The organism is Bacillus sp. NPDC077027 (genome assembly GCF_050269555.1).
Lineage (GTDB): Bacteria > Bacillota > Bacilli > Bacillales > Bacillaceae > Bacillus.
On the sequence record NZ_JBNNIO010000003.1, the window covers coordinates 493,390 to 506,657 of the forward strand.

The following is a 13,268-nucleotide window of genomic DNA, read 5'->3' on the forward strand; positions in this document are numbered from 1 at the left end:
CATGGTAGTAGGAGATTTCCCAATTGAAACAGATACTCTTGTCATCGGTGCAGGTCCTGGTGGTTATGTAGCTGCTATTCGTGCTGCTCAACTTGGACAAAAAGTAACAATCGTTGAAAAAGGAACGCTTGGCGGTGTTTGTCTTAACGTTGGTTGTATTCCTTCAAAAGCATTAATCAATGCTGGACACCGTTATGAAAATGCGAAGCATTCTGAAGATATGGGTATCAAAGCTGAGAACGTAACAGTTGATTTTACAAAAGTCCAAGAATGGAAAGCTTCTGTAGTCAACAAATTAACTGGTGGAGTGCAAGGTCTTCTTAAAGGAAATAAAGTTGACATTGTGAAAGGTGAAGCTTATTTCGTAGACAGCAACTCTGTTCGTGTCATGGATGAAAACTCAGCTCAGACTTACACTTTCAAAAATGCAATCCTTGCAACTGGTTCTCGTCCAATTGAATTGCCTGCATTTAAATACACTGAGCGTGTGATTAACTCAACTGGTGCTCTTGCATTGAAAGAAGTACCTAAAAAGTTAGTTGTCATCGGTGGCGGATACATCGGTACAGAGCTTGGTACAGCTTACGCAAACTTTGGAACAGAAGTTGTCATCCTTGAAGGAGGAGACGAAATCCTTCCAGGTTTCGAAAAGCAAATGAGCTCTCTTGTGAAACGTAACTTGAAGAAAAAAGGGAACGTTGAAATTCATACAAACGCTCTTGCAAAAGGCGTTGTAGAAAAAGAAGATGGCGTTACAGTAACATTTGAAGTGAAAGGTGAAGAGAAAACAGTTGATGCGGATTACGTTCTTGTAACAGTTGGTCGTCGTCCAAACACAGATGAACTTGGTCTTGAGCAAGTTGGTGTTGAATTGACTGATCGTGGCGTTGTGAAAACGGACAAACAGTGCCGCACAAACGTTTCTAACATCTTTGCAATTGGTGATATCGTTGATGGACCTCCACTTGCACACAAAGCTTCTTATGAAGGTAAAATTGCAGCTGAAGCAATCGCTGGAGAGCCAGCTGAAATTGATTATCTAGGTATTCCTGCTGTTGTCTTCTCTGAGCCAGAACTTGCAACAGTTGGTTATAGTGAAGCGCAAGCGAAAGAAGAAGGAATCGACATCGTTGCAGCGAAATTCCCATTTGGTGCAAATGGACGTGCACTTTCTCTTGATGCTACAGATGGCTTCATGAAAATGATCACTCGTAAAGAAGATGGCCTTGTTATCGGTGCACAAATTGCAGGTGTAGGCGCTTCTGATATGATTTCAGAGCTTAGCCTTGCAATTGAAGCAGGTGTAACAGCTGAAGATATCGCTATGACGATCCATGCTCACCCAACACTTGGTGAAATTACAATGGAAACGGCTGAAGTAGCTATTGGTAGCCCAATCCATATCGTAAAATAATCGCACATAAAATGAAAACCCCTCATATCATGAGGGGTTTTTTCATAATGATCTATATAAGTGCAATGCAACCAATTAGTTGGTCTTGACTTGATCGAGCGCATGACAAAATGGTGATAAGATGTCTTCCTTATTTCGGACATTTCCTTCTACTTTCACAATCACTTTCTCTTCATTCACAAGTAAAATAGCAGGAACCTCGTCTACTTCATTTTTCCAGCCTTTTCGATCCTCTTTCACAATCATCTTTGCCATTTCATTTGGGTACTGATTTTTAAGTTCAAGTACGGCATCGTAATAAGGGCTTTCTTTATCGAGATTTTCAGCATCTGTAAAAAATAAGACTCTCGGCTTTTGAATGTTTGCAACTTGATCCGTTTTGTTCGGTATAATATATGCAAGTGAGCATGAGCTAAGTATAAGTAGTAGGGGAAATGTGGCGAGAAGCGCCCTGAAAAAAATCAATCTATTCACCTCAAATTTTATCCTTTGGGGTTGTACCAACAAATTTAGGAATTGATTCCTTGTTAATGACTCTAGTGTATCACGGTTCTTTTCGCAATTTAGGATTGTTACCCAATTGTTACAGAATTGATATGAATAAAAACACATTTGAAAAATTCGCCTATATCGTTAGTGGAATAGCGTATTTTATTTAAAATGATTAAATGTGACATACAATATATCGTTGACAACTCCAATGTGACATCATATTATAGAAATATGAAAATATTAAAACGCTTTCAACCATCACTTGAGAAAAGGGGAATGTACATTGGGTACAATCGTTTGTCAAGATTGCAATGAAACCATTGATCAATTCGAAAATGAGAAAGTGACGACTCTTTACGGAACTTGCGGTCATTGTTATTGCTTTGATGAAGCTGCTGAATAAAATAAGAAGAAGCATGTAGCTAAGAGGCTACATGCTTCTTTTTTCATTATAAGATAGGTCTTTGCTCTTTGATTACTCGAATCATTTCTAATGTCGAATCTTCAGGACCTTGAACAGGAAGACCAATCTCCATGTTTTTAAAGATATATGAAATGTTCTCTTCCGAAATAATTTCTCCAGGAATAAAAATAGGGATTCCAGGTGGATAGACCATCACAAATTCAGCGGTGATTCGTCCGACTGCTTCTTTAAGTGGAATCATTTCTGTTGTGGCATAAAATGCATCTCGTGGTGTCATCGCTAGAGATGGAATGTCAGGCAAAAGCACTTCAGTTGGTGTACGTCTTTTTGCATCATGAGATGATATTGACGCAACTTCTTTTAAAGCGGAAACAAGTGCTTCAATTGTCTCTTCTGTATCGCCAGGTGTCACAATACATAAAATATTGTATAAATCCGATAATTCAACTTCAATATTATAGCTTTCTCGTAACCATTTTTCTACGTCATGACCATTCAGACCAAGATCTTTAACAGAAATGATGAGTTTGGTTGGATCATAATCGAATGTAGAAGCTGTACCTAAAATGTCTTCACCAACACAAATGATGCCATCAATCTCATTCAGACGATGCCTAGCGGAATCAGCTAAGCGAATTGCTTCATCTATTAAAGCTTTGCCCTCTATGGCTAGTCGCTTTCTTGCCACATCCAGTGATGCAAGTAGCAAATATGAAGTCGACGTCGTCGTAAGCATACTTAATATCGAAAGAACACGATCTTTTGAAACCAATCCTTCCTTCATATTCAAAATGGAGCTCTGAGTAAGTGAGCTTCCAAGTTTATGCACACTTGTTGCTGCCATATCGGCACCAGCCTGCATCGCAGAAAGTGGAAGTTTCTCGTGAAAATGGATGTGAGCACCGTGGGCTTCATCAACAAGGACTGGAACATCAAAGGAATGAGCGATGTCAACAATCGTCTTCAAATCGGCTGAGATGCCAAAATATGTTGGATTAATGACAAGAAGCCCTTTTGCATCAGGGTGTTCTGTCAGCGCTTTTTTCGCTGATTCAGGCGTAATCCCGTGAGAAATACCAAGTTCTTTATCAATTTCAGGATGAATAAAGATCGGAATCGCACCAGAAAATACAATGGCAGACATAATGGATTTGTGGACATTGCGAGGAATAATGATTTTGTCCCCAGGGCCACACACAGACATGACCATTGTCATAATGGCACCGCTTGTTCCTTGTATGGAGAAGAATGTGTGGTCTGCACCAAACGCTTCTGCTGCTAAATCTTGTGCTTCTTTAATGATCCCTTTAGGTGAATGTAAATCGTCAAGAGGTTCTATATTAATTAGATCAATACTTAAAGCGTTGTCTCCAATAAATGAACGAAACTCAGGATCCATACCTGCTCCTTTTTTATGACCAGGAATATGAAATTGTACTGGATTTTTAGATGCATGCTTTTTTAGTCCAGTGTATAAGGGTGTATCGTGTTGTGACAATTGCTTTCCCACCTTCATCGAAATACCTGCTGTTATTATGCCAATAAACAGCGGGTTTCATTGCATAAAACAAAAGAATTATATTATGAACTGCTCAGATTGTAAAGCACAAAATCAATCGGTTCTTTAAGCAATCAATGTTATAATAAAAACGCAAGAACAAAGTGGAAAAATTAAAGTGAGGGACATGTGAAATGGAATATCAATATCCGATGGATGTCGAATGGACAACTGAGGAGAAACTAGCGGTTATTGCTTTTTTTCAAGCGGTTGAAAAAGCTTATGAAAAAGGCATTTCAGCCAAAGAATTACTAAATGCTTATCAACATTTTAAAAAGGTTGTACCAGCCAAATCAGAGGAAAAAACGCACTGTGCGGCTTTTGAGAAAGGAAGCGGATATTCTGCTTACCGAACAGTAAAAACAGCAAGAGAAGCAGAAGAGACTGCGCTCATACGTATGTAAAAAACGAGCCGATGAAGGCTCGTTTTTTAAACGGATTCTTTATGTGTAAACCGATAGAGAAACGCAAGGGTATGAAATGCTTCTTCAATTTTTGATAAAAACACTTCATTATTCATTTGAACCACTTCTTCTTTTGGTAATTGAATTCCGCATAACAGCTCAGCTTTTTTCACTGTTTGAACGCGTTCAAACAATGTTTTGAGTTGCTCATCATCTAGTTCGCTATGGCGCAAGACATCTGGTTTCATATGATCTTTTGACCAAACAAAATCCTTTGGAATTTCTTTTTTTATGGTGTCCAACTGTTTTTCAAATAATTGACCATACTCGCCTTTGACGGGAGACTCGTATATGAGGGCAAACCAAACAAACACATGCGTTTTCCATAGCCCAATTTGGAAATGAGGAAGTTTTTTATATCCGCGTTTACTGTTAGCAAACGCTACCCAAGAATCATCTGGCGGGTTGACTGATCTTCTAGCATGCTTTGCAACATGTACATACATTTCATCACCCGTAATGGAAGAAAGAAGAGGAGCAAAATGTTCACCAAGTGCTTCAAGTTTTGGTCTCACTCTTTCTTTTAATATTGTCATCCGTTCCTCTAAGCCGTCTACTGTAAACGTATCAAAATCTTCTTCTCTAAATCGGAATTCACTCATGTTTTGCCTCCTGTTATCATTCGCTGATTGTATTTTATCATAGCTTCGGTCAAGCTCAAAAAAAGATGCATTTCAAGTAGGAAGAGACTGGTGCCTTCGCACATTTTATGTTTAAAATGATGTGTTTTGTGGTACAGATAAAATAGGTGAAAACACAATTTTCAGAATGACGTTACGGTTATCCGTTAGCTTCATACGATATAAGCAAGAACTGTTTATCTCATATGACTGATGATTAGCTAATTGAACAGGGCAAAGAAGGAATCATTCTCTGGAAGGGGCGTTGAACAATGAAGCAAATCGTGAAGCAGGGGTACCGACAAGAGAAAACGAATCGCATCGCTGTTTGGAGATTAGAGGTTGATTACGAACTTTCAACTCTCCATGAAGCCATCGAACAAGAAAACGAATCCCAAATTGACCAAAGCAAACGGAAGCTTGAGCGCCTAAGAAAAGAATGGGAGCAGCTTCAAGGTTGAAACAGGTGAGGTGAAAACGAACCAATACATCGGTTCGTTTTTATATGCAGCTGCTTTTTTCTTGCTTTTACGTACATAATATCAGTATGCTAATACAAATAGGAAATACATAGAAAAGAGGTTTGCAGGCAGATGACAAACTGGGTGGAAATTGACCGGCTTGCAAAGCAGTGGGTCAAAGAGGCGGGAAGCCGCATTAAAAAATCCATGCAAGAAGGTCTATCAATCGAAACAAAATCAAATCCAAACGATCTCGTTACAAATATTGATAGGGAAACAGAGCGGTTTTTCATCGAAAGAATTCAATCAATATTCAGCGATCATCGTATTTTAGGGGAAGAAGGTCAAGGAGAACAGGTGACCTCGCTCGATGGCATTGTATGGATTATTGATCCAATTGATGGAACAATGAATTTTGTGCATCAAAAACGTAATTTTGCCATTTCAATTGGAATATTTGAAAATGGTGTCGGAAAAATCGGACTCATCTATGATGTGATTCATGATGAACTATACCATGCATTTAAAGGAAAAGGCGCTTATATGAATGAAACAGAGCTTTTGCCGTTAAAAAACGTGCTAATTGAAAAGGCAATCGTAGGCATTAATCCAACTTGGGTCATTGAAAGCCCGAAGTTTGATGCCAAGCCATTTGCAAGACTCGTCCGAGACGTACGTGGGACACGAAACATTGGCTCAGCTGCACTTGAGCTTGCCTATATTGCGAGTGGTAGAAGCGATGCCTATGTCACTTTGCGCCTCTCTCCATGGGATTATGCAGCAGGATGTGTGCTGCTTGATGAAGTAGGTGCTGTATACTCGAATATACGCGGAGAGCCACTTCGTTTTCTTGAAAAACATAGCATCGTCGCAGGCAACCGCACAATCTGTGAAAAAATCATTCATGACTATGTAAAAGGCAACAAAAAGCAGTCATAGTCTGCAAAAACACTTCATTTTTTAATGAAGTGTTTTTTTATCAGACAATATAAAATTTTATAGGTAAGCAGCTATTTTTCAGCGATGCATCATGTATATCAAGAAATGAGTTAGAACTGAATATGAAATCGAGTTCAAATCATGAGTTGTTTTCTCATGGAAGAATGACTGCGGCTCTATATAGAGGGGGGCTATAGAGAAGCGGCGAACAATTTTTTAAAATATGAGGGTAGCTAAATCATGATTTGAAAGTGCTAAAGAGCTGGTTCGTGAGGTGAATAGGGGATAATAGTTGAAGAACGATATTACCTGCATGCAGTTACTTCGTTACTTCGCAAAGCAACAGGGGTACATTGTGTATCTCTTTTGATGATCGTTCTATACTGGATCAAATCATAAAACCCCCCCACTGGTGAAAACCAGAGAGGGGGTTGGGAGCTTAGTTTAATTTTTCTTTAGCAATTTGAATTGCATCGTAAGCCATTTTAAGTTGTTCTTGTGGAATTTTTTTCAAAAGTTGATTAACCACAAGTAATTCAGTTGAGCTAAAGCCAAGGCTTTTAGCGACTTTAGAATCGATTACAACATTACCTTTTTTGTCAAGAACTAGTGCGTCACTAACAAGATCAACGATTTTGAAAACTGATTTGAAAAGTTTTTCAAATTTTGCAGCTTCATCTTCAGTAAGACCAAGCTCAACAGCTTTTTTCGCGTCAAATTCTAATTTTCCTTTTTCGTTTTTAGTGATACTTTCACTGAAAACAATTGTAAGTACAGCAGCACGATCTAAGAATTTTTCTGCAGTAGCAGCTTCTTCTTCAGTAAGACCAAGCTCAATCGCTTTGTTTACATCGAATGTGTAGCTGTTGTCCTCCTCAACAAATGAGCTAATAAGGATGTTGATAACGCGACCGTTTTTCTCCAATAGATTCTTAATGGCTTCTTGCTGCTCAAAAGGAATCCCTTTGAATGTTGCAGCTTGTGCTTGCCCAGGAGCTACTGTTGTGAAAGTAAGAATGATTGCTAAAGCGAAAAATACAACAGAGCTGAGCGACTTGCTCAAAAACTTCTTCATGTTTCTTTTCTCTCCCTTTTCTGTTAAATTTTGTTGCAAGAACAATATACCACGGGATACAACATGAAAAGAATAGGGTAAATGTAACATCTTGTGTATGATTGGAGAACTATAAATCACTTTGGTGAAATTTGTTAAAGATCTTAATTCTCATGTTTGCCAAGTGTATACCTTATGTAAAATAAGTAAAAAGTTGAAAACATAGGATAATGGACTTGTTTTAGTTGACAAAAAAGAAAAACTTCTACAGTAAAATGTAGAAGTTTTTAAGAAATTTATGATTGCGCGTTTAATTTTCTTTTTAATGTAAATCCTGTTCCCATAAAAATAATGACAAAAACCATACTACCTATGATTCCTAGCATGTTTTTTTCAGCAATGGATACCCCAATAAAAGCCATACTGACAACTGCTAATAAAGCACATAATAATAGAAGCATTTTTAATTGTTTCATTTGTCTCCATCCCTTTTTTTAGACTTAATATAAGTTTACAGAAAAACGGTCGGTTTTTAAAGGGGATGTGTGATATAATATGAAAGTTATCTAATTATTTTAGGAGATGAAAATGTGAAACTTCGAAAAGACCTTCGCAACATCGCAATTATTGCCCACGTTGACCATGGTAAAACAACGCTTGTGGACCAATTGTTACATCAAGCTGGAACTTTCCGCGCGAATGAAAACATCGCAGAAAGAGCTATGGACTCAAATGATATAGAGCGTGAACGCGGTATTACGATATTAGCAAAAAACACTGCGATTCATTATAAAGATACTCGTATTAATATTTTGGATACACCAGGACACGCCGATTTCGGTGGTGAAGTTGAACGTATCATGAAAATGGTTGATGGTGTTCTTCTAGTCGTTGATGCATATGAAGGCTGTATGCCACAAACACGTTTCGTACTAAAGAAAGCACTTGAACAAAACTTAACACCGATTGTGGTTGTGAACAAAATTGACCGTGACTTTGCCCGTCCAGAGGAAGTCATAGATGAAGTCCTCGATTTGTTCATTGAATTAGATGCATCTGAAGAACAGCTTGAATTCCCAGTTGTCTATGCTTCTGCTATCAATGGAACAGCAAGTAATAATGCAAGCAAACAGGATGAAAACATGGAAGCTTTATTTGAAGCAATTGTTGGACATATCCCAAGTCCAATCGATAACCATGAAGAACCGCTTCAATTCCAAGTAGCACTACTGGACTACAACGATTATGTTGGTCGTATTGGAATTGGACGTGTATTTAGAGGGACGATGAAAGTAGGTCAACAAGTTGCTTTAATGAAAAATGACGGTTCTGTCAAGCAATTTCGTGTGACAAAAATTTTCGGTTTCCAAGGTCTAAAAAGAGTTGAAATTGAAGAAGCGAGAGCTGGGGATCTTGTAGCAGTTTCAGGTATGGAGGATATTAACGTAGGTGAAACGGTATGTCCTGTCGAACATCAAGAAGCACTACCAGTCCTTCGTATTGATGAACCAACACTTCAAATGACGTTTGTCGTTAACAACAGCCCATTTGCAGGTCGTGAAGGGAAATATGTGACTTCTCGTAAAATTGAAGAGAGATTACAACAGCAACTTCAAACAGATGTAAGTCTTCGTGTTGAACCTACTGCTTCACCTGATGCATGGGTTGTTTCTGGTCGTGGAGAGCTTCACTTGTCTATTTTAATTGAAAATATGAGACGTGAAGGCTTTGAATTACAGGTATCAAAACCAGAGGTTATCGTAAGAGAAATTGACGGTGTACGCTGTGAGCCTGTTGAACGTGTACAAATTGATGTGCCAGAAGAACATACGGGTTCTGTTATGGAATCCATGGGCGCGAGAAAAGGTGAAATGATCGACATGATCAACAATGGTAATGGTCAAGTGCGTTTGATCTTCACTGTTCCTTCTCGTGGTTTAATTGGATATTCAACTGAATTCCTTTCGTTGACTAGAGGATTTGGTATTTTAAACCATACATTTGATAGTTATCAGCCGATGCAGTCTGGTCAAGTTGGTGGACGTCGTCAAGGTGTGCTTGTATCAATGGAAACTGGAAAAGCATCAGCATACGGAATTCAAGGTGTAGAAGAGCGTGGTGTGATCTTTGTTGAGCCAGGTACAGAAGTGTACCAAGGAATGATTGTTGGTGAACATAACCGTGAAAATGACCTAGTCGTTAACGTAAGCCGTATGAAACAGCAGACAAACGTCCGTTCAGCAACAAAAGATCAAACAGTGAGTATGAAAAAACCGCGTATTATGTCACTTGAGGAATCTCTTGAGTACTTAAACGAAGATGAATATTGTGAAGTAACACCTGAATCTATTCGTTTAAGAAAGAAAATCCTTGATAAAAACGAGCGTGAGAAATCAGCGAAGAAGAAAAAGATAGCAGGATTATCTTAATTTCATGCAGAAGTAAAAAGATAGCACCCTTAAAACAAAAGGGGAGGGAATCTTTTTGAATGAAGCTGAAGTAAGTGAAAATCTGTCATTTTTCGCCATGTTATATCATGTCGATGAAAATCCGCAAGCAGGGATGTGGTTCTTGTACGGAACCATCCTTGCTTTAGCTATTCTTGTTTTTAAGCTCGGATTCGCCAGACGATTGCCGATTTTAAAAGCAGCAATTATTTATTTGTTTCTTATATTTGGTTGCACGTTCTTAACATTTCTAGGCATATTCCTGCCAGTAGCAGAAGGCCTTGTTGTGGCTGCGGCGATTTTAATTATTTATAAAATTCGTTTGCATCGTGCAAAAAAAGAGGGAACCGTGTAAAAAAGACCTGATAAAATATCAGGTCTTTTTTATGTTTGTTGTTCTTTTTTTAATCTTTTCGGCTTCTCTTTGATCGTTGGATCTTGATAAAGGGAGAAATGGCCAGTTTTGATCCGATTTTCAGTCTTTACTTTAATTCTCTCATGACAATCAGAACACATGTATGTATGAATCGGTCTATTTCTTAACCGCTTGGCTACTAATGTATCGTCATCAATGGTTTCAAGTTTGTCGCATATCGAGCATTTCACTCTCACCGTCTTCACCCCACTTACTTACTTGTACATATTATAGCACGCTTTGCGTTGTAAATTAAATGGACAACAGAAAAGGCTTATACCAGTTCAGATATAAGCCGCTCACACTAATCTTTTTGCTTCATATGATGGTTTGACTGATCGTTTTGATCCTCTTTTAGTTTGTTTTGATCCTTTTGTTTTAGCTGATTATTGGCATCGTTGGTAGGGTCTTTTTCATTTCGTTTCATTTCATTATTTGGCATTTCTGGCATCACTCGACCGACAATGGCGGCAAGCTCGTCCATAATTCCGCTAACAGGACGACCTTCTTGTATTTCTTTTCCCATTTGTTTTAAACGGCTGACTGTGTCAGGATCTGCTACAACAACTGCGTTTGCTCCATTTGGATCATTTTTAAGTGCTTTTGCAACAGAATATTTAATCGTTTCAACCTTGCTTCTGTCTAAGTCATCCTTTACATCTATACCAACAACTGCATATTTTCCAACAACAACTGCTGTTGCATCATTCACATCTGCCACATGTTTTGTGACGCTGACAAGGTGTTTAGCCACCTCTTGTGATGAAAAGTTCTCTGTTTTTTTCTTTGAAGAATCAGACACGTGAATCAGCTTTGTGCGGTTTTCGTTTGCATTTTCATGTTTTTCTTGTTGCTGACAAGCACCTAGTAAGATAAGCGATTGAATGATCATTATCGTCAATATCGTACGCATTTGATGGTCCCTCCTTCACAAACTTCGATATTTATTTTATTGTTGAATTAACCTTCTAACTTTATTCATGAAAACATATATTTTAACAATTGTTTTAGAAAAGACAAGGATGAATGAAACCCCAATCAGGAGGCGAAGGACCTGAGTAAAATCTATGTATTAGACACAAACGTGTTATTACAGGATCCGAATTCAATCTTTTCATTTGAAGACAATGAGGTGGTTATTCCGGCTGTCGTGTTAGAAGAAGTCGATTCGAAAAAAAGATATATGGACGAGGTTGGACAAAATGCCCGTCGCGTCTCACGCCTGATTGACGGCTTACGCACAAAGGGAAAACTTCATGAGAAAATTACGTTAGAGTCAAAAGGGACTCTACGCATTGAACTGAATCATCGTTCTTTTCATCAGCTTCAGGAGATTTTCGTTGAGAAGACGAATGATAATCGAATTTTGGCTGTTGCAAAAAACTTATGCTTAGAAGAAGAAACAAAACCAGATGGCCGTCCTGTTATTTTAGTAAGCAAGGATGTGCTTGTCCGTGTAAAAGCCGATGCCATTGGGCTGCAAGCGGAGGATTTTCTAAGTGATCGAGTGGTACAAAATGAAGACATTGATAATGGTTATCTTGATATTTATATTGATACAGATCAAATGAACATATTCTATCAACAAAATCAATTGTCAGTGGAAGAGGTCTCCACATACCCTTTATATCCGCATCAATTTGTCCTGATGAAGGGTGCTGAGGGCGGTTCTGCAATTGGGATGGTGGATCACAAGAGCAATCAAATTAAACGCCTTGTCTATGATCAAGAGCATGTATGGGGAATTCGTCCAAAAAATGTTCAACAAACAATGGCGCTTGAGTTGCTTTTGCGGCGGGATATACCGCTTGTGACCTTAATAGGTAAAGCGGGAACAGGTAAGACGTTGCTTGCACTTGCAGCAGGGCTTATGCAAACAGAGGATCTTGGGATGTACAAAAAGCTGATAGTCGCTCGCTCCATTGTGCCTGTTGGCAAGGATTTGGGGTATTTACCAGGTGAGAAAGAAGAAAAACTGCGCCCATGGATGCAGCCCATTTTTGATAACCTTGAATTTTTGTTTAACACAAAAAAATCAGGTGAATTAGATGCCATTTTAGCTGGAATTGGCTCCATTCAAGTAGAGGCGCTCACATATATTAGAGGGAGAAGTATTCCAGATCAATTTATTATTATTGATGAGGCGCAAAATCTCACAAAACATGAAGTGAAAACGCTCCTCACACGTGTGGGGGAAGGGAGTAAAATTGTGCTGATGGGTGATCCCGAACAAATTGACCATCCGTATTTGGATAGTTTAAATAATGGGCTTATGTACGTCATAGAACGATTTAAAGAACAGCAAATTTCGGGACATGTCAAGCTTGTCAAAGGAGAAAGGTCCGGGCTTGCACAGTTGGCAGCAGACCTTCTGTAACCCAGACCTTGTCGTTTCATTATGTAATGATCAATTCTTTTACATCTGTTATTGGTTTTTGAAGATTGGACTGATCCTGGAAGTATACGTGGATGGGTCCTTTTTCTTTGACTGGTTTACCGTTTTCACTGAAATGTGCTATACTTTCCATTGCAATTTCAAGCGGGACGGTAATTGTTTCTTCCCCAGTGACAAACTCACAAGCTGTAGCATGTTCGAACGGTTCAGCATTTTGAATCATTTCACCAAGTCTCATGCCAAAGCTGCCTGTCATGAGTTTTTCTTTTTCAAATTTTTTTTCTGTTTTTAACGTAGGAGGTAGTGTTTGCCCTTCTCTAATCACACGCTCAGGATCCAGTTCATTCTCCAGTTCATCAGTTTCCTGATTTGTTGCTTTTTGAAAAAAAGAATCCATGAGGAATTTTCGATCATCAAAAATCCACACGCTCGGATCAATGGTAATGTTGTAACGAACGTTCCCCTTAATTTGAATAATACTCATTTGAAGACAACCCCTTTCCAATTAAATTATAGAAGGTTTAAAGCACTTTGTCACTTTCATAAATGAGCCCATCCTTGTGCACACTACTTTTAAGTTGTGAT

16 protein-coding genes are annotated in these 13,268 nt (G+C 38.6%); 8 read left to right on the forward strand and 8 right to left on the reverse strand.

Going from position 1 to position 13,268, the window contains the following annotated elements; genetic code table 11:
- The first annotated feature begins 1 nt into the window (after nt 1).
- On the forward strand, nt 2-1,414 hold the full coding sequence (gene lpdA / locus ACQKEZ_RS12990) for a dihydrolipoyl dehydrogenase (RefSeq protein WP_427301369.1): 1,413 nt from the start codon (nt 2-4) through the stop codon (nt 1,412-1,414).
- Between the two features lie 75 nt (nt 1,415-1,489).
- Here lpdA and ACQKEZ_RS12995 read toward each other — a convergent pair whose 3' ends face one another.
- Entirely contained in the window at nt 1,490-1,888 is a 399-nt protein-coding gene (locus ACQKEZ_RS12995; protein WP_427301370.1) for a hypothetical protein, read from the reverse strand.
- A gap of 301 nt (nt 1,889-2,189) precedes the next feature.
- On the opposite strand from ACQKEZ_RS12995, the gene ACQKEZ_RS13000 reads away from it, so the two are divergent.
- Nucleotides 2,190-2,309 carry a GapA-binding peptide SR1P gene (locus tag ACQKEZ_RS13000; RefSeq protein ID WP_427301371.1) on the forward strand — a complete coding sequence of 40 codons (120 nt, stop codon included), beginning with the start codon at nt 2,190-2,192 and terminating at the stop codon, nt 2,307-2,309.
- A 46-nt stretch (nt 2,310-2,355) separates the two neighbouring features.
- Here ACQKEZ_RS13000 and ACQKEZ_RS13005 read toward each other — a convergent pair whose 3' ends face one another.
- The gene (locus ACQKEZ_RS13005; protein ID WP_427301373.1) at nt 2,356-3,828 is read right to left on the reverse strand and encodes an aminotransferase class I/II-fold pyridoxal phosphate-dependent enzyme; all 1,473 of its coding nucleotides are present in this window, start codon (nt 3,826-3,828) and stop codon (nt 2,356-2,358) included.
- Nucleotides 3,829-4,022: 194 nt separating this feature from the next.
- On the opposite strand from ACQKEZ_RS13005, the gene ACQKEZ_RS13010 reads away from it, so the two are divergent.
- Nucleotides 4,023-4,292 carry a UPF0223 family protein gene (locus ACQKEZ_RS13010; protein ID WP_427301375.1) on the forward strand — a complete coding sequence of 90 codons (270 nt, stop codon included), beginning with the start codon at nt 4,023-4,025 and terminating at the stop codon, nt 4,290-4,292.
- Nucleotides 4,293-4,318: 26 nt separating this feature from the next.
- Here the strand turns inward: ACQKEZ_RS13010 and ACQKEZ_RS13015 are convergent, their stop codons facing one another.
- Nucleotides 4,319-4,954 carry a DUF1054 domain-containing protein gene (locus tag ACQKEZ_RS13015; RefSeq protein ID WP_427301376.1) on the reverse strand — a complete coding sequence of 212 codons (636 nt, stop codon included), beginning with the start codon at nt 4,952-4,954 and terminating at the stop codon, nt 4,319-4,321.
- 290 nt (nt 4,955-5,244) lie between these two features.
- Between ACQKEZ_RS13015 and ACQKEZ_RS13020 the strand changes: the two genes are divergently transcribed.
- Both ACQKEZ_RS13020 and ACQKEZ_RS13025 read left to right on the forward strand, forming a co-directional pair.
- A complete protein-coding gene (locus ACQKEZ_RS13020; RefSeq protein WP_427301377.1) occupies nt 5,245-5,433 on the forward strand; it encodes a hypothetical protein in 189 nt (62 codons plus the stop codon).
- 132 nt (nt 5,434-5,565) lie between these two features.
- Nucleotides 5,566-6,372, forward strand: a complete 807-nt coding sequence (locus tag ACQKEZ_RS13025; RefSeq protein WP_427301379.1) for an inositol monophosphatase family protein — start codon at nt 5,566-5,568, stop codon at nt 6,370-6,372.
- A 439-nt stretch (nt 6,373-6,811) separates the two neighbouring features.
- Here ACQKEZ_RS13025 and ACQKEZ_RS13030 read toward each other — a convergent pair whose 3' ends face one another.
- Together ACQKEZ_RS13030 and ACQKEZ_RS13035 are read right to left on the reverse strand one after the other, a co-directional pair.
- Entirely contained in the window at nt 6,812-7,447 is a 636-nt protein-coding gene (locus ACQKEZ_RS13030; RefSeq protein ID WP_427301381.1) for a hypothetical protein, read from the reverse strand.
- 275 nt (nt 7,448-7,722) lie between these two features.
- Nucleotides 7,723-7,902 carry a DUF5325 family protein gene (locus tag ACQKEZ_RS13035; RefSeq protein ID WP_427301383.1) on the reverse strand — a complete coding sequence of 60 codons (180 nt, stop codon included), beginning with the start codon at nt 7,900-7,902 and terminating at the stop codon, nt 7,723-7,725.
- A 114-nt stretch (nt 7,903-8,016) separates the two neighbouring features.
- On the opposite strand from ACQKEZ_RS13035, the gene typA reads away from it, so the two are divergent.
- Together typA and ACQKEZ_RS13045 are read left to right on the forward strand one after the other, a co-directional pair.
- Nucleotides 8,017-9,855 (forward strand): translational GTPase TypA, encoded by a 1,839-nt coding sequence (gene typA / locus ACQKEZ_RS13040; protein ID WP_427301385.1) that lies wholly within the window; start codon nt 8,017-8,019, stop codon nt 9,853-9,855.
- Nucleotides 9,856-9,952: 97 nt separating this feature from the next.
- Nucleotides 9,953-10,228, forward strand: a complete 276-nt coding sequence (locus tag ACQKEZ_RS13045) for a YlaH-like family protein (RefSeq protein WP_427301954.1) — start codon at nt 9,953-9,955, stop codon at nt 10,226-10,228.
- Between the two features lie 29 nt (nt 10,229-10,257).
- On the opposite strand, the gene ACQKEZ_RS13050 is transcribed toward ACQKEZ_RS13045, so the two are convergent.
- Both ACQKEZ_RS13050 and ACQKEZ_RS13055 read right to left on the reverse strand, forming a co-directional pair.
- Nucleotides 10,258-10,485: a YlaI family protein gene (locus ACQKEZ_RS13050; protein WP_427301387.1), complete on the reverse strand. Its 228-nt coding sequence runs from the start codon at nt 10,483-10,485 to the stop codon at nt 10,258-10,260.
- 107 nt (nt 10,486-10,592) lie between these two features.
- Nucleotides 10,593-11,201, reverse strand: coding sequence for a YhcN/YlaJ family sporulation lipoprotein (locus ACQKEZ_RS13055; RefSeq protein WP_427301388.1), 609 nt, complete (start codon nt 11,199-11,201; stop codon nt 10,593-10,595).
- Between the two features lie 141 nt (nt 11,202-11,342).
- Between ACQKEZ_RS13055 and ACQKEZ_RS13060 the strand changes: the two genes are divergently transcribed.
- Nucleotides 11,343-12,665, forward strand: coding sequence for a PhoH family protein (locus tag ACQKEZ_RS13060; protein WP_427301956.1), 1,323 nt, complete (start codon nt 11,343-11,345; stop codon nt 12,663-12,665).
- Between the two features lie 19 nt (nt 12,666-12,684).
- Here ACQKEZ_RS13060 and ACQKEZ_RS13065 read toward each other — a convergent pair whose 3' ends face one another.
- Nucleotides 12,685-13,167 carry a peptidyl-prolyl cis-trans isomerase gene (locus tag ACQKEZ_RS13065; protein ID WP_427301390.1) on the reverse strand — a complete coding sequence of 161 codons (483 nt, stop codon included), beginning with the start codon at nt 13,165-13,167 and terminating at the stop codon, nt 12,685-12,687.
- Nucleotides 13,168-13,268 lie beyond the last annotated feature (101 nt).